This is a genomic window from Methylocaldum sp. RMAD-M, from assembly GCF_017832375.1.
In the GTDB taxonomy this organism is placed as follows: domain Bacteria; phylum Pseudomonadota; class Gammaproteobacteria; order Methylococcales; family Methylococcaceae; genus Methylocaldum.
In genome coordinates, this window is sequence record NZ_JAFIBZ010000001.1 from 448132 (window position 1) to 463883 (window position 15752).

A 15752-nucleotide genomic window follows, 5' to 3' on the forward strand; every position below is an offset into this window, starting at 1 on the left:
GTTAATATGGGGGCGCCAAGGCTGATTTCAAGCTTGCTCGTCGATGCGCGTGGATTCTGCGGCGGCTTGGGCAATAACCACCATGGCCGGACGTAACAGGCGATCATGGAGGAGATATCCTTTTTGGAAAACTTTTACCACCGTATTGGGCTCGATATCAGTGGTCGGTTGCATCGCCATGGCCTGGTGTAAGTCCGGATTGAACTTTTCGCCTATGGGATCCACTGCTCGGACGCTGAATTTTTCCAGTACCGAATTCAGCTGCTTTAGCGTGAGCTCCATGCCTTCGCGCAATTTCACCACATCCGAGGTCTCTCCGACGGCCGCTTGCAGCCCGAGTTCGAGGCTATCGACCACGGTCAATAGCTCCTTCGAAAATTTCTCCAGAGCATATTTATTGGCATTCTGGAGTTCTTTTTCCGAGCGTCGGCGCAAATTCTCCAACTCGGCCTGGGTGCGTACGAATTTGTCCCAATTCTCCTCCGCTCGGCGAGTTGCTTCGGTCAATTGCTGTGCAAGTTGCTCGATCGGCGTTGGTTCGACAACACCTTCTTCCGTTGTGATTGCCGTGTCGACAGAAGCGGCTTGTTCCGCTTGATCTGGCGCCTTTGGCGCCGATTCGGGCGAAGCCTGGTCTTTGCTCATATAACTGCTCCTCAACGAAAAATAATGAGCCCGTGTGCCTATGCACGCACACAGGTCGACGATTTCTACCAATATGGGTTAAGAATTAAGATGGGGTCAGCGATTTTTGATTCAAGGCGGCCCCCAACAATTTCGCGGTAATGTCAACCAAAGGAATGACCCGCTCATACGCCATGCGGGTGGGGCCGATAACGCCGAGTACGCCTACCGCCTCGCCATTGAGAGAGTAAGAGGCGGTTACCAGGCTGCACTGATCCAGCGCACGATAGCCGGATTCCTCGCCTATAAAGATCTTGACGCCGGGGGTTTCTAGGCAACGGTCTAGTAGATGGACTAAGTCTTCCTTCTGATGAAACGTTTCGAATAAGGAACGGAGCCGCTCCATATTGGCCAAATCGGCAAAATCCATCAGATTGATTTCGCCGGTTAGCACAAACGGGTTCCGACGTTTTCCTTTATCCTTAAGTGCCAAATCCGCGATTTCAGCCGCATCAATAATTTCCTGGCTTAAACGATTCCGCATTTCCTGCAAGTCGTTAAATAGACTCTCGCGGATCGCAGTTAGATCCTTGCCTGCATAGGTTGAATTGAGGAAATTTGCTGCCGCTTGCAAATCGGCAGGCGTGAACTGACGGGGTGAGTGAATGATCTTGTTGTGGACTTCCTGTTCGTTAGTGACCAGGATGACCAGCAAGCGTTGACCGGACAGCGGGATAAATTCGATGTGTCTGAAGGTGACTATCTCCCTGCGCGGCAACATCACGAGGCCCGCCATATGGGTTACTTCCGAGAGGACGCGAGAGGCGGCTTCGAGCAAATCGTCGGGATCTTCCTGAGTATTCAGGTCCTGGCGGAGCTGTCGGATGATGTCTTGCTGCAAAGGTTTGATGGTCAGCAAGGTATCAACAAAAAAACGGTAGCCGGTTACCGTCGGCATGCGTCCCGCTGACGTATGTGGCGATGTGATCAGCCCTATGTCTTCGAGATCCGCCATGATGTTGCGGATCGTCGCCGGGCTTAAATTCAAGCCGGTGTCGCGCGCTAAAGCCCGCGAACCAACCGGCTGGCCTTCGCCGATATAACGCTCCACCAGCACTTTAAGCAAGTGTTGGGCTCGCTCGCTCAATTGGGGATATTTAGGCACCGGTATCCTCGAATGGTGGGGGTTTTAGCACTCGAGACCATCGAGTGCTAAAAAGTTAGCAACCCCTAGATAATGTGTCAAGAAGCTCATACCATATCGAGCAAAGCGGCGTCTAATTAGGTGTAAATCTTAGGTCACCACATGGCGAACGCTTCCATATCCAAGGAGAGAATTATGCAAGGCGACTCGACGGTTATCGATTATCTTAATCGCGTGCTGGGCAACGAACTGATCGGCATTAACCAGTATTTTCTTCATGCGAGAATGTACAGGAACTGGGGGTTGGGCGAGCTCGACAAGCACGAATATGATGAATCTATCGGTAAGATGAAGCGTGCCGACAAGTTGATCGAGCGTATTTTGTTTCTTGAAGGATTGCCAAACTTGCAGGATTTGGGGCATTTGAAGATCGGAGAAAATCCGGAGGAAATGCTCGGCTGCGACCTTCAGTTGGAACTTCAAAGCGTATCTTTGCTGCGCGAAGCGGTCGAGTTTTGTGAAAAGGCCGGAGATTATGTCTCCCGAGATCTTCTGGAAGAGATACTCGAAGATGAGGAAGAGCAGGTCGACTGGCTTGAAACGCAGGCGGAGTTGATTCGGAAAATCGGCCTGCAGAACTATTTGCAGTCTCAGATGTAAGCTGCGGTACCGGTCAGCCCCATTTACAGTGACGCGGGACGCTCGCGGCTTCAGAAACATATGCCATCCATTTTCCGGAACGTAGCCCTAATCGGGAAGCCCGATGCGCCACGCATAGCCGAAACCCTTTCCTCGCTTTACGGACATCTTACCGGGAGATGCCTGCGTGTTTTGGTGCAACGGGACTGCGCTCATTTCGTAGCCGATTCTTCGCCGGAAACGTGTACCGTTGCCGAAATAGGCCAGTGCTGCGATCTCGCAATTGTGGTTGGCGGCGATGGCACACTTTTATCCGCCGCGCGTGTTCTCGCGCAGTTCGAGATTCCATTGATTGGGGTCAATCTGGGGCGATTGGGGTTCCTGGTCGATATTTCTCCGTCGGACGCCGGAGCGAAGCTCGATGAAATTCTTGACGGACGCTACAGTGCCGATGAGCGCTTTCTGTTGCGGGCGAAAATTTTTCGCAACGGTCATGTGATATACGAGCAGACGGCGGTTAACGAAGTAGTCGTGCATAGCGGGAATGCCGCCAGCATGATCGAGATTGAGGCATCGATCAACGGCGTTTTTCTGAATTCGCAACGCTCTGATGGGCTTATCGCGTCAACTCCCACGGGCTCTACGGCTTACGCCCTGTCGGCTGGAGGTCCGATTCTTTATCCCACGCTTAAGGCTATCGTATTAGCGCCGATCAATCCCCATACCTTGTCTAATCGTCCGATCGTGGTGGATGACGACAGCGTAATCGAAATTGCCTTCCGTCCCAGCAAACAATTCAAAGCTCAGGTCGTTTGCGACAATGTGTCGTTTCCTGATGTCGAAATAGAGGATCGCATCGAGATTCGAAGAGAACCTAAGACTTTTCGCATTCTTCATCCGCTTGACTATGATTTCTTTGAGATTCTCAGAGCGAAGCTCAACTGGAGCTCCGGTTATCGAAGCTGACTATGCTTGTCCACCTCAGCATCAGAGATTTGGCCGTCGTCCGATCACTCGATCTGGAGTTTGAGCGCGGATTGACCGTGCTAACCGGCGAGACCGGCGCCGGGAAATCGATATTATTAACTGCTTTGGGGTTGGCTTTGGGCGAGCGTGCCGATTCGGGGTTCATCCGCCCCGGGGCTGCGCGCGCCGAGATCAGTCTTTCGTTCGGCTTGGAGGATGCTGCAGATGCGCGTCGCTGGCTCGACGAAAATGAATTATCGGAGGACGGCGAGTGTCTGGTGCGGCGGGTTATCAGTCAAGACGGCCGTTCGAAGGCTTTCGTCAATGGTCGCCCGGTTACCTTGCAAGCCTTGCAGGAGTTGGGTTCCAGCTTGGTCGAGATACACGGCCAGCATGCTCATGTACATCTTCTGAAGGCAGCGGAGCAGCGCCGGTTACTGGATGAAGCCGCTGGGAACGAATCGTTGTTGGTCCAGATCGGCAATCTCTATGATCGTTGGCGAAGTACTCGGTGCGAGCTGGAAAAGCTTACCAATACAGCCAAGGATCAAGCCGCCCGCGAAGAGTTGTTGCGCTACCAAATCGACGAGTTGGAGCAGCACGACATCTCTGGGCTCGATTACCCGGCCCTAGTTGACGAGCATACACTCCTTGCCAATGTTGGCAAAATTCTCACCACCGGTCAGGCGCAGCTCGAACTCCTCTATGAAGATGAAAGTCAATCGGTCAACGCGCGCCTGGCGCAAGCTATCCATGCCCTATCGGATTTGAGCCGGCTGGCTCCCGAACTGGAAGAAACGACCGCTCTCCTAAATGAAGCGCAAGTGCAAGTTAAAGAAGGGGCATTGCAGCTCCGTCGTCAACTGGAGCGGATTGAGGCCGACCCCGGTCGTCTGGACTGGCTTGAACAGCGCCTTGGCGATATCCATCGTTTGGCCCGCAAACACCAGGTCCGGCCGGAAGAATTGCCTGGACTGCTTGATTCGCTACGCTCGGAATTGAACGGTATCGCCCATGGATCGGAAAGAATCGAAGCGTTGGAGTCGGATCTTCGGCAGGTCCTCACGGATTACGGGAAAGTTGCCGATATGTTGTCCCAACGCCGTCGTACGGCCGCTAGCCGGTTACAGTCACGGATCTCGGAGATGATTCAGGAATTGGGCATGCCACAGGGGCAGTTTTTGGTGGATGTGGGTGCCGAGAATGCGAAAGAACCGACCCCGTTTGGCCTGGATCAGGCCGAGTTCTTGGTAAGCGCCAACCCGGGATTGCCGCCGCGTCCTTTGGCCAAAGTCGCGTCTGGCGGCGAATTGTCACGCATCAGTCTAGCCATTCAGGTGGCTGCTACCGACTCCAAGACAGTTCCGAGCTTGATATTCGATGAGGTGGATACGGGAATCGGCGGCCGGGTGGCCGAAATCGTCGGTCAAAAACTGCGCGCGCTGGGACAGGGGCGGCAGGTATTTTGCGTGACCCACCTGCCTCAGGTTGCGGCTCAAGGTCATTACCACTTGTTAGTAGAAAAAGTCAGCACCGATGGGGTAACACTATCGACCGTCCGAAAGCTTTCTCGTGAAGAGAGGAAGCAGGAGATTGCGCGTATGCTTGGTGGAATCCGTGTCACCCAGCAAACCTTGGCGCATGCCGAGGAGATGTTGAATAGCCACTTGCAAAGCGAGTTGGAGGTGTGACTGAGCGCTGAAGATTGTTTAAGAAGTGAACTGTACGAGCCATTTGCAGTGCGACAAAGGCCCTCGGATTATACGGTAGATCTAAGACAAACGAAGAAGTTGTCGGGCGGCAGAGCCGCCCGACAAGTTGACTAGCACGCTATTTCTTTCTCCCTGGCCAAAATCACTCCGTGCCACTTTCGACACTCGATTTGTCCGGTACGACAACGGCAGTAGTGCTCCGACTTTCTTCGGCTGGTCGGTGCTCATCGGTGGCTCGGTTGTCATTGGCCGTCGAGACCACTTCACCCGTTTCGCGGCGATCTTCGTGAATACTGTCATCGGGTCCTTCGCTGGACTCACTTCGTTTGGCGCTAAACCTCTTATCTCGTCTGCCGCGCCCCCGGCGTTTGGCCAAGGATCGGCGAGGCGATTTACGCGCTTCGAGACTCAAATCTTCCGCTTCGGTTTCCTCGCTATCATCCGATGGTGAATCAAGCTCAAAGGACCCGATAACCGGCGTACTAACTGAGCTTATGCTTTCGCGCTCGCCCCGAGATTCCTCGGGCGCCCTGGGCCTTGGCAAATGGACCGCAGGAATCTCCGGCTTTTCCTCTTTCTCCAGCGACGGACGGTCTGGTTCGGTTACGATTTGGACCCCATTGTCGGAAACCAGAGCGGACATGATTGTCTCAGTCGGTGCCTCTTCGGTAGGTTTGTACCCAATCGTTTGACGCTCCGGGATCGGGAGATTGGCGTCTTCGATTTTCTCCGGGGCGATCTCTCTAGCTTGGTTTTGCTGGCCGCTACGCGCTAAGCCGGGCTCGCCCCGCCTCGGGCGTCTCCTGCGCGACCCCCCGCGTCTGGACTGATCTCGGGTTCGCCGGTCACCATTGCCGAATTCCTGTTTCTCCGGAATTGGAGTTCGGGCTTCGATTTCTCTGGTTTCAAGCATTTCCCCGCTCATTGACTGCTGACGCTGTTTGAAGTCGGCTATCCGATGGGGGCGGTGTTGAGCGACTTGTGAGAGTATCGGCTGAGGCTTTTCGACGACAGCTTCCGCTTCATCCTCAAGTTTGCCGCCGGTCAAAATCGACCAGAACCGCTTTATGAAGCCACCTGCGGCGTGTTTCCCTGCGCTAGTAATCGGAGCCGGATGAGCGGGCAGGAATTCCTTAACGGCAGGCTCCGCGCTGATTGATGCGCTTTCCCTCGTAAATCTGGGGAGCTCGGATTCAGCTGACTTCAGCATCTGATAGCTCGGTTTCCGCTCTCCTTCTTCCTCTGCGCCAGTGCTTCGCACGCGCTGGATTTCATACGCCGGCGTCTCAAGATGTTTGGTCGGTATTACGATAACACTAACTAGGTGGCGCTTTTCGATGTCCGCGACAGCCGAGCGCTTTTCGTTGAGAAGGTAGGTAGCCGAATCTACGGGCAGATGCGCGATAACCTTGTCGGTATTTTTTTTCATCGCCTCTTCTTCGATGATACGCAGTACCGAGAGTGCCAACGACTGTACGCTGCGCACGGAGCCTTGGCCGTTACATCGTGGACAGGTGAGCAGGCTGGATTCACCGAGCGACGGTCGGAGGCGCTGACGGGACATCTCGAGCAAACCAAAACGAGAGATTCGGCCGATTTGTATCCGGGCTCTATCCGCCTTGATCGCGTCACGTAATCGGTTTTCGACGGCCCGCTGATTACGCGCCGCCATCATGTCTATGAAGTCGATCACGAACAAACCGCCCAAATCCCGCAGTCTGAGTTGGCGCGCGATTTCGTCGGCGGCTTCCAAGTTGGTATTTAGCGCTGTTTCTTCGATATCGCCGCCTTTGGTTGCCCGGGCGGAGTTGATGTCGATCGCTGTCAAGGCTTCGCTGTGATCGATTACGATGGCTCCACCGGATGGCAAAGGGACCTCGCGGCTGTAAGCTGTTTCAATCTGGCTTTCGATCTGATAACGACTGAATAGCGGGACTGTGTCTTGGTAAAGCTTTGCCTTTTGGATGAACTGCGGCATGACCTGCTGCAAAAAGCTGCGCACCAGCTTGAAAGTGCCCGCATCATCGATCAGTATCTCGTCGATATCGCCGCGGAGATGATCTCTCAGCGCACGAATGATCACGTTGCTTTCCTGAAAGATTAGGAACGGGGCGGCCTTTTCCTTGGCCGAGCGGTCAATAGCCTCCCACAATTGCAAAAGGTAATTCAGGTCCCATTGAAGTTCTTCGGCTGACTTGCCGCCCCCGGCAGTCCGCACGATAAGCCCCATGCCTTCCGGAATTTGGAGTTGATTCATAACCTCGCGCATGTCGGAACGAATATCGCCCTCGATACGTCGAGAAATGCCGCCGGCGCGCGGATTATTGGGCATTAGCACCAGGTAACTGCCGGCCAGGCTGATGTAAGTCGTTAACGCCGCCCCTTTGCTCCCGCGCTCCTCCTTCTCGACCTGAACTATGACTTCCTGTCCCTCTTTGACTAAATCCTTGATATCCCGGCGGGAAAATTCCTCGTCCAGGGGCTGTCCGAAATAGTTCGGCGTAATTTCCTTGAATGGCAAGAAGCCATGGCGGTCGGCGCCATAATTGACGAAGGCCGCTTCGAGACTGGGTTCAATGCGGGTAATAATACCTTTATAAATGTTGGCTTTTTTCTGTTCTTTGGAAGGGATTTCTATATCAAAGTCGTAAAGTTTTTGTCCGTCCACCAGTGCAACCCGAAGTTCTTCGGGCTGAGTGGCGTTGATTAACATTCTTCTCATCCGGCTGGTCCTTTAGCGGTTCCCCGAAGAAGCGGGCAAGCGGTTTCATGCAGCCATTGTTCTTATCAATCAAAGCGTGTTCTCAATTGACGTGAATGCGCCTATTGCGCTGAAAACCGAATCTTGACGTTGCGAGGGATACCCTGCCTCAATCGGAGGAGGGGGGTTCCATTCTTCTCTTCAGGTCACGCGATACTCGCTCGTCATGGGTCGAGCGAAAAAACCCTACTGTTGTCGTTTTTTCCGGCCAAATTTTTCTGTTTGGTACTTTGACCTTCTAAACAAAATGTTCTGTCTGTCGCCAATAATTCCGTTCAGCAAACGGTTCTCGGTTAGATCTGGCATTTGCCAGGGATGGACTATTTTGGGCTGACGTGTGAGCAGTCGAGCCCCGCTACCTCGAAAATCGAGTCGTATCCCGCCGCTCTGCGCGACGGCGTCCTCATTTAACCGCGAAACTTACGATTCTCCCGCCCCATGTCATGTAGCCCCGAGACAGATTGCTTTATAGGCATTCTTATCGACCATTTAGTCCAGGCCGTTCTAATTCTTCATGGGCTATCACCACCGGGCACGGTCCGGATAACTACTAGGCGTTCGGTTGCTGTCAACCGTAAGCTAACTATAACAATCTTAAGGAGAGTCATCAATTTGGCTGGGCAAAGCTGATATTATGTTCCTATGAAACAAGCATTGAGTGGCGCCTCTGTCAGATGGATCGAAGTGGATGAGGAGAGCGCGGGGCAGCGAATCGACAACTTTCTATTCACACGCCTTAAGGGAGTGCCGAAAAGCCATATTTATCGAATTTTGCGTACCGGTGAAGTCCGCCGAAATGGCGGACGCATTCAGGCCCAAGATCGGCTGGATACGGGGGATGTGATCCGTGTTCCACCGATTAGGGTAACGATGAGCAATCCCAGCCAAATTCCGGAGACTTTCGTGCGAGCCCGTTTGGAGCCTCGCATTTTGTACGAGGACGATGATCTTTTGGTCCTTAATAAACCTGCTGGCATGGCCGTGCACGGCGGTAGTGGATTGAGTTTCGGTGTGATCGAAGGGTTGAGGGAAATCCGGTCGGAGGCACGGTTCTTGGAGCTTGTGCACCGTTTGGATCGAGATACCTCCGGTTGTTTGCTGATCGCCAAGAAGCGCAGTGCCCTGCGAGCTCTGCACGCGCAATTTCGTGGTGACGAAGTAAAGAAGGTTTACCTGGCACTGCTTGCCGGAGTGTGGGCGAGAGCGCGATGGATTGCGGATGCGCCGTTAAAAAAGAATGTCTTGCAGAGCGGCGAACGGATGGTTAAGGTCGCGCGCGAGGGTAAGCCCGCAGTTACCGAATTCAGGCGAAGGGAGCGCTATTTTGATTCGACGCTAGTTGAGGCACGTCCGGTTACTGGGCGAACCCATCAAATTCGGGTCCACGCTCAATCTATGGGGCATCCCATTGTCGGCGATGAGCGGTACGGCGATGAGAAAGTCAATCGGGAGTTTCGTCGACTTGGTTTGAAACGTCTTTTTCTTCACGCTTTGGAAACGGTTTTTCTCCACCCGCGTACGGGCACTCCGATCGAGGTAAAGGCTCCGCTTGATCAGGAGCTTTCCGAATTTCTTAAAGTGCTGCCGCGATGAGGAACCAATTCGATCTTTTGGTTTTTGATTGGGATGGCACTCTGTTCGACTCGGTCGGATGGATCGTGGATTGCTTGCAGCGGGCTGCGCACGGCTGCGGTCTCCCTATTCCGTCTGACCAAGAGGCTAAATCCGTCATAGGTCTCGGGTTGATGGAGGCGATGGAGGCTTTATTTCCCGAATATCCTTCCGAAATGGCGCGCCGCTTGGCGGAAGGTTATCGCCGTCATTACGGTGACAGGATAATTAGTGCGGATGGTTTATTCGCTGGTGTGCTCGATATGTTGACGGAGTTGAGGGGGCGCGGTTACCGCCTTGCGGTCGCTACTGGGAAGACCCGCGCGGGGTTGAATCATGCGCTTGCCGCAACTGGGACGGAGCTGTTTTTTCATTCGACCCGCTGTGCGGATGAGACGGTTTCCAAGCCGAACCCGGAAATGCTCTTTCAACTCATGTCTGAAGCCGGCATCGCCCGAGAGAGGACTTTAATGGTGGGTGATTCGCTTCATGATCTGCGCATGGCTCACAATGCCGGGGTCGCTGCGGTAGGTGTCGGATGCGGTGCGAATGATTTGTTCGAGTTGGCTGAGTTTGATCCTTTGGCATGTATAGAGCGGACTACCGACCTTCTGGAAATTCTGAGCTGACGAATTACTTTGGTTTGAATCTGAGGCAAACGAAGTCGACTGAGATAACGCTATGGACCAACGCGACATGAGTGAAATCGAGCAAGAGCCGGAAACACCGACGCCTTCACCCGCATGGGAGCGCGATACGCTGGAAAAAGTGCTGTTGGCGTCTCTTACGGAACAGCGACAGGCGAGGCGCTGGGGAATATTTTTTAAGCTGCTTATGCTGGCCTACTTTGGCGTTGCGCTTTGGTTGGTTGCACAACCGTTGTCGGATCAGCGTAGTAGGGGGGAGAAAAGTCATACAGCTGTTATTGACGTGGCGGGGATGATCGCCGCCGGGGAAAAGGCTAATGCCGATGCCATTATCGAAGGACTTAGGGCAGCCGCGGAAGCAGTTGGTGCAAAAGGGATCATATTGCGCATGAATACGCCAGGTGGTAGCCCCGTTCAGTCGGCTTACGTTTACGAGGAGATTCGACGGATAAAAAAACTAAAACCGGAGCTCCCGATTTATGCGGTGGTTGCGGATATGTGCACTTCTGGTGGGTATTACATTGCCTCCGCTGCCGATAAGATCTTCGTCAACCAATCGAGCATTGTCGGATCGATCGGCGTAATCATGGACAGCTTCGGATTCGTGGATGCTATTAACAAACTCGGTATCGAGCGCAGAGTAATGACGGCCGGAGAACACAAGGCGATTCTCGATCCTTTTTCGCCGGTCGACCCCGTGGCAAAAGAACATGTGCAATCGGTGTTAAATGCAATTCATCAACAGTTTATCGATGCCGTCCGTCAAGGGCGGGCCGGACGCCTCAAGGAGAATACTCCTGAACTGTATTCGGGGCTGGTTTGGACGGGTGACGAAGGTATTAAGCTCGGACTAGCGGATGGGCTTGGGGATGTCCGTTCTGTTGCAGAATCGGTGATCGGTGCCAAGGATATGGTCAATTACACACCGGAGGAAAATCTTTGGGACCGCGTCACAAGTCGCATTGGTATCACATTCGGCCACATGCTGCGCACTGCTGTATCGGCCGGCCCCTATTTGAACTAGGTCGGCGCAATTATGAATGAAATCGACAAGGCGTTCGAGTTGATCAAGGAAGAGCCGATCTATCGCGGATTCTTCAGTCTGTCGCGCATACGATTTAGGCATGCATTGTTTCGTGGAGGCTGGAGTGACTATTTGGATAGGGAGTTGTTTCATCGTGGCAGGAGCGTTGCCGTTATTCCCTATGATCCTGTGGCGGATCAAGTGGTGCTTATCGAGCAGTTCAGGGTCGGAGCCATGTTTGTGAATGGGGATCCGTGGTTGCTCGAAATCGTGGCGGGAGCCTTCGAACAAGGGGAAAGTCCAGAAGACGTCGCCTATCGCGAAGCCGCCGAGGAGGCGGGATGTGAAATCACTGAGCTTATTCGTATTGCCGAGTTTTTTCCGACGCCCGGCGGTTGTTCGGAAAAAATTACGCTGTATTGTGGAATCGTCGACTCACGGGGCTTGGGTGGTATTCACGGTGTTGAAGAGGAGCACGAAGATATTCTGGCTCGCGTGGCGAGCTTCGATCAAGCGATGGACTGGCTTAGTCGGGGCCGAATTGAGGCCGCTATTCCCATCATAGGTCTTCAGTGGCTCGCATTGAATCGGCATCACCTGCGGGCAAGGCATGGGTAGAGGTTTGCTGTGGGAGTGCTCTGATTCGTTTTTGCTGGTGCGTGATCTTTTCCGGTTAGGGCCGGTGCAACTATCAGAAGCGGTGAAGTTGTTAAGAAAAATAATTTGACGAGGCATGTGCCATAATTCATAATACGCCTTCTGCCGCGCGCCTGTAGCTCAGTTGGATAGAGTACCTGGCTACGAACTAGGTGGTCGGGAGTTCGAATCTCTCCAGGCGCGCCATCTTGTACGGTTTGCGTGGGGTTTGACAGGGGGTTGGTCTGTTTCTATAATCCCACGACTCAATTTGTTCCCCTGTAGCTCAGTCGGTAGAGCAGCTGGCTGTTAACCAGCGGGTCGGCGGTTCGAGCCCGTCCGGGGGAGCCATATTTCCATGTTGTGAGTTCTGTTCGCTTTTTGGTGTCAGGCTCGCGAGTAAGAAGTCATCGTGCGATCTCTGGGGCCGCGGGGCGGTCCTGGCAAGGTTTCTTTCTTATCCCTTCTGTCTTCTTGGGTGTCATCAGTCCGCGGCGATTGGTGTGATGGGCTGTGGAGATGCGTTGATGTGCTCGATCGTTATTGTGAGCCGGGATTGAGGGTAATTGGATTGTGGGTAGCGTCCAAGTTCGCGGTTCTAGTTTATTCCTCCGTAGATCTCGGCGCAGCTAAGAAGGGATGTTTCTCGAAGTGCCAATTTCTTTGTGTCTCGCGATTCTGGGGTTTTTAGGTTTCGGTCGCGTGATGTTGACAAGTCGGTTTTTTAGTTTTAAATTTCGCCGCTTTACCAGCGCCTTTTAACGTTTTGGGTGGGCAAGGTTTCTGGTGACGATTTTTCCGAAGGTTGAGCGAAAAAGTTTTGGAGTTTGGTAATGAGCACGATAAACCAGTTGGTTCGGAAGCCGCGAGTCAGGAAAAAAGACAAAAGCAATGTGCCGGCCCTGGACAGTTGTCCTCAAAGGCGTGGCGTATGTACGCGCGTTTATACGACTACGCCTAAGAAACCGAATTCCGCTTTGAGAAAAGTGGCTCGTGTTCGCCTGACGAATGGTGCTGAGGTGACCAGCTACATTGGTGGAGAGGGTCACAATTTGCAGGAGCACTCCGTGGTTTTAATTAGGGGTGGTCGTGTAAAAGACTTGCCGGGTGTGAGGTATCACATTGTTCGAGGTAGTCTTGATACTGCGGGCGTTCAAAAGCGTCGCCAAGGGCGGTCCAAGTACGGTGCGAAAAGACCGAAAAGTTAACTGAGTTCCAGGTTGCGTTATGTCTAGAAGAAGAGTCGCTCAAAGAAGAGAAGTTATTCCGGATCCGCGCTTCGGCAGCGAAATACTGGCTCGTTTCGTCAATATGTTGATGTTGGACGGAAAAAAGTCCGTGGCTGAAAAGGTGGTCTACGGTGCTTTGGATCACATTTCTGCCAAGACCAGTCAATCGTCCCTGGATGTGTTGACCAAGGCTCTGGAAAACGTTCAGCCCCTGGTGGAGGTCAAGTCGCGTCGCGTTGGTGGGGCTACCTATCAGGTTCCAGTTGAGGTTCGTCCGGCGCGTAGGGCTGCTTTGGCTATGCGTTGGCTAATCGATGCTGCTCGCAAGAGGAGTGAGAAGGGTATGGTCATGAGGTTGGCCGCCGAACTGCTCGATGCGAACGAGAATCGCGGATCGGCTGTGAAGAAGCGTGAAGATACGCACCGAATGGCAGAGGCAAACAAAGCATTCTCTCATTATCGCTGGTAAGCAGTGACTTCTTATCTCCAATTAGGTTAGCGAAGGTTAAAGCAGTGGCACGCACGACTCCAATCGAGAGATACCGGAACATCGGGATTTCCGCGCATATTGATGCGGGTAAGACTACCACCACAGAGCGTGTGTTGTTTTATACCGGCATAAATCACAAGATCGGTGAGGTTCATGATGGCGCCGCTACTATGGACTGGATGGAGCAGGAGCAGGAGCGTGGTATCACCATCACCTCTGCGGCGACTACGACCTATTGGCGGGGTATGGGTCTCAACTATCCTGAGCACCGTATCAATATTATCGATACTCCTGGGCACGTCGATTTTACGATCGAAGTAGAGCGTTCTATGCGCGTTTTGGATGGCGCTTGCATGCTCTACTGCGCGGTTGGTGGTGTTCAGCCCCAGTCGGAAACGGTGTGGCGCCAGGCTACGAAATATGGCGTTCCCCGCATCGCGTTCGTAAACAAAATGGATCGGACGGGGGCGGACTTTTTTAAGGTTTATAAGCAGATGCGTGAGCGTCTGCGCGCGAACCCGGTTCCGATTCAAATTCCCGTTGGTGCTGAAGATTCGTTCAAAGGCGTAATCGACCTTGTGAAGATGAAGGCTATTGTGTGGAACGAAGAAGACCACGGCGCGACGTTTGTGTATGCGGACATTCCCGCAGAGCTCGCGGACGCTGCTGTTGAGTGGCGGGAAAAGATGGTCGAGGCTGCGGCCGAGGCTGACGAAGAGTTGATGAATAAATATCTGGAGCAGGGTGAGCTCTCTGAAGACGAGATTAAAGGCGGGCTCCGTAAGCGGACTATCGGCCTCGAAATCGTTCCAATGCTCTGTGGCTCCGCCTTCAAGAACAAGGGTGTGCAGGCCATGTTGGACGCGGTTGTCGACTATCTGCCGTCCCCGGTGGATGTGCCTCCTATAAAAGGAGCGGATGCGGATTCCGGGCAGCCTGTTGAGCGCAGATCGGAAGATAATGAGCCGTTTTCGGCGCTTGCGTTCAAAATTATGACCGACCCGTTCGTGGGTACCCTGACCTTTGTTCGGGTTTATTCGGGTGTATTGAGCTCCGGCGATAGCGTAATTAATTCGCAATCCGGAAACAAAGAGCGCATCGGTCGATTGTTGCGCATGCATGCCAATACCCGTGAGGAGATAAAAGAGATTCGCGCTGGCGACATTGCTGCCTGCGTCGGCTTGAAGGATATTGTTACCGGGACGACCCTTTCGGCTGTGGATAAGCCGGTGGTTCTCGAGCGAATGGAGTTCCCTGAGCCGGTAATATCGGTTGCGGTGGAGCCGAAAACCAAGAGTGACCAGGAAAAGATGGGGCTCGCGCTGCAGCGACTGGCTCAGGAAGATCCGTCTTTTCGCGTTCACACTGACGAAGAGTCGGGGCAGACCATTATCTCCGGCATGGGGGAGTTGCACCTGGAGATTATCGTCGACCGAATGAAGCGCGAGTTTAAGGTTGAAGCCAACGTGGGTGCGCCCCAGGTGGCCTACCGGGAAACCATCCGCAAGTCGGTCGAGCAAGAGGGGAAATACATTCGCCAGACCGGTGGGCGCGGTCAGTATGGGCACGTGTGGTTGCGGATCGAGCCGTTAGAGACTGGCGGTTACGAGTTTGTCAACGGGATCGTAGGCGGCGTTGTTCCGAAGGAATATATTCCGGCGGTGGATAAAGGTGTGCAAGAGCAACTGCAAAATGGTATATTAGCCGGCTACCCCGTTGTTGACGTAAAAGTCACGCTGTTCGACGGTTCGTACCACGACGTAGACTCCAGCGAAATGGCATTTAAGATCGCTGGCTCGATGTGTTTCAAAGAGGGTGCCCGTAAGGCCAATCCGGTCCTGCTTGAGCCCATCATGAGTGTGGACGTCGAGACGTCGGAGGATTATATGGGTGATGTCGTGGGTGACTTGAACAGGCGGCGCGGCATGGTGCTCGGGATGGAAGATAATGCCGGCATCAAGGTGCTGAAGGCGGAAGTTCCCTTGGCGGAAATGTTTGGTTATTCGACCACTCTGCGCTCATTAAGTCAGGGTCGAGCCACTTACTCGATGGAATTCAAGAAATACCAAGAAGCCCCTGCGAACATTGCGGACGCGGTGATTAAGAAGGCATCTGTGGGTTAATGTTTAGAAAATAAGAAGTAGCGAGGTATCCAGGTCGTGTCCAAAGAGAAATTTACGCGCACAAAGCCGCATGTGAACGTCGGGACGATTGGTCACGTTGACCATGGCAAGACGACCCTGACGGCGGCTCTGACCAAGGTGGGTGC

14 protein-coding genes and 2 tRNA genes are annotated in these 15752 nt (G+C 53.4%); 13 read left to right on the forward strand and 3 right to left on the reverse strand.

The window, feature by feature from the left end; all coding sequences use genetic code 11:
• Positions 1 to 27: 27 nt before the first annotated feature.
• Both grpE and hrcA read right to left on the reverse strand, forming a co-directional pair.
• Positions 28 to 717: a nucleotide exchange factor GrpE gene (gene grpE / locus JOD69_RS01940; protein WP_348529939.1), complete on the reverse strand. Its 690-nt coding sequence runs from the start codon at positions 715 to 717 to the stop codon at positions 28 to 30.
• A 13-nt stretch (positions 718 to 730) separates the two neighbouring features.
• The gene (hrcA, locus tag JOD69_RS01945; RefSeq protein ID WP_077728362.1) at positions 731 to 1789 is read right to left on the reverse strand and encodes a heat-inducible transcriptional repressor HrcA; all 1059 of its coding nucleotides are present in this window, start codon (positions 1787 to 1789) and stop codon (positions 731 to 733) included.
• A gap of 174 nt (positions 1790 to 1963) precedes the next feature.
• Here hrcA and bfr point away from each other — a divergent pair, with 174 nt between their 5' ends.
• Genes bfr through recN form a run of 3 tightly spaced genes read left to right on the forward strand, consistent with a single transcriptional unit; the run spans position 1964 to position 5064 of the window.
• Entirely contained in the window at positions 1964 to 2428 is a 465-nt protein-coding gene (gene bfr / locus JOD69_RS01950) for a bacterioferritin (RefSeq protein ID WP_077728361.1), read from the forward strand.
• A 60-nt stretch (positions 2429 to 2488) separates the two neighbouring features.
• Complete coding sequence (locus JOD69_RS01955) at positions 2489 to 3373, forward strand: NAD(+) kinase (RefSeq protein WP_077728360.1); 885 nt, start codon at positions 2489 to 2491, stop codon at positions 3371 to 3373.
• A 2-nt stretch (positions 3374 to 3375) separates the two neighbouring features.
• Positions 3376 to 5064 (forward strand): DNA repair protein RecN, encoded by a 1689-nt coding sequence (recN, locus tag JOD69_RS01960; RefSeq protein WP_077728359.1) that lies wholly within the window; start codon positions 3376 to 3378, stop codon positions 5062 to 5064.
• Positions 5065 to 5227: 163 nt separating this feature from the next.
• Here the strand turns inward: recN and JOD69_RS01965 are convergent, their stop codons facing one another.
• Positions 5228 to 7807 (reverse strand): Rne/Rng family ribonuclease, encoded by a 2580-nt coding sequence (locus tag JOD69_RS01965; RefSeq protein WP_077728358.1) that lies wholly within the window; start codon positions 7805 to 7807, stop codon positions 5228 to 5230.
• A gap of 681 nt (positions 7808 to 8488) precedes the next feature.
• On the opposite strand from JOD69_RS01965, the gene rluC reads away from it, so the two are divergent.
• From rluC to JOD69_RS02015, 10 genes are all read left to right on the forward strand, one after another.
• Positions 8489 to 9439 carry a 23S rRNA pseudouridine(955/2504/2580) synthase RluC gene (gene rluC, locus JOD69_RS01970; RefSeq protein ID WP_077728357.1) on the forward strand — a complete coding sequence of 317 codons (951 nt, stop codon included), beginning with the start codon at positions 8489 to 8491 and terminating at the stop codon, positions 9437 to 9439.
• Positions 9436 to 10086, forward strand: a complete 651-nt coding sequence (locus JOD69_RS01975; RefSeq protein WP_077728356.1) for an HAD-IIIA family hydrolase — start codon at positions 9436 to 9438, stop codon at positions 10084 to 10086. The genes rluC and JOD69_RS01975 overlap by 4 nt, the downstream gene beginning before the upstream one ends.
• Positions 10087 to 10138: 52 nt before the next feature.
• Entirely contained in the window at positions 10139 to 11128 is a 990-nt protein-coding gene (locus tag JOD69_RS01980; protein ID WP_240502379.1) for a S49 family peptidase, read from the forward strand.
• Positions 11129 to 11149: 21 nt separating this feature from the next.
• Complete coding sequence (locus JOD69_RS01985) at positions 11150 to 11746, forward strand: NUDIX domain-containing protein (protein WP_077728532.1); 597 nt, start codon at positions 11150 to 11152, stop codon at positions 11744 to 11746.
• Positions 11747 to 11894: 148 nt separating this feature from the next.
• Positions 11895 to 11971: transfer RNA gene (locus tag JOD69_RS01990), tRNA-Arg, on the forward strand.
• A 68-nt stretch (positions 11972 to 12039) separates the two neighbouring features.
• A tRNA-Asn gene (locus JOD69_RS01995) sits at positions 12040 to 12115 on the forward strand.
• A 482-nt stretch (positions 12116 to 12597) separates the two neighbouring features.
• Positions 12598 to 12972 (forward strand): 30S ribosomal protein S12, encoded by a 375-nt coding sequence (rpsL, locus tag JOD69_RS02000; RefSeq protein ID WP_077728355.1) that lies wholly within the window; start codon positions 12598 to 12600, stop codon positions 12970 to 12972.
• A 19-nt stretch (positions 12973 to 12991) separates the two neighbouring features.
• Complete coding sequence (gene rpsG, locus JOD69_RS02005) at positions 12992 to 13462, forward strand: 30S ribosomal protein S7 (RefSeq protein ID WP_077728354.1); 471 nt, start codon at positions 12992 to 12994, stop codon at positions 13460 to 13462.
• Between the two features lie 44 nt (positions 13463 to 13506).
• Positions 13507 to 15606 carry an elongation factor G gene (gene fusA / locus JOD69_RS02010; protein ID WP_210023781.1) on the forward strand — a complete coding sequence of 700 codons (2100 nt, stop codon included), beginning with the start codon at positions 13507 to 13509 and terminating at the stop codon, positions 15604 to 15606.
• Positions 15607 to 15642: 36 nt separating this feature from the next.
• Positions 15643 to 15752 (forward strand): GTP-binding protein (locus JOD69_RS02015; protein WP_133717654.1); only part of this gene is annotated, 110 nt, incomplete at its 3' end.

Coding starts and splice junctions, on each gene's coding strand:
- JOD69_RS01955 (WP_077728360.1), top strand. CDS start 2,489: ATGCCATCCATTTTCCGGAACGTAGCCCTAATCGGGAAGCCCGATGCG.
- rluC (WP_077728357.1), top strand. CDS start 8,489: ATGAAACAAGCATTGAGTGGCGCCTCTGTCAGATGGATCGAAGTGGAT.
- rpsG (WP_077728354.1), top strand. CDS start 12,992: ATGTCTAGAAGAAGAGTCGCTCAAAGAAGAGAAGTTATTCCGGATCCG.
- JOD69_RS01965 (WP_077728358.1), bottom strand. CDS start 7,807: ATGAGAAGAATGTTAATCAACGCCACTCAGCCCGAAGAACTTCGGGTT.
- bfr (WP_077728361.1), top strand. CDS start 1,964: ATGCAAGGCGACTCGACGGTTATCGATTATCTTAATCGCGTGCTGGGC.
- recN (WP_077728359.1), top strand. CDS start 3,376: ATGCTTGTCCACCTCAGCATCAGAGATTTGGCCGTCGTCCGATCACTC.
- JOD69_RS01980 (WP_240502379.1), top strand. CDS start 10,139: ATGGACCAACGCGACATGAGTGAAATCGAGCAAGAGCCGGAAACACCG.
- JOD69_RS01975 (WP_077728356.1), top strand. CDS start 9,436: ATGAGGAACCAATTCGATCTTTTGGTTTTTGATTGGGATGGCACTCTG.
- rpsL (WP_077728355.1), top strand. CDS start 12,598: ATGAGCACGATAAACCAGTTGGTTCGGAAGCCGCGAGTCAGGAAAAAA.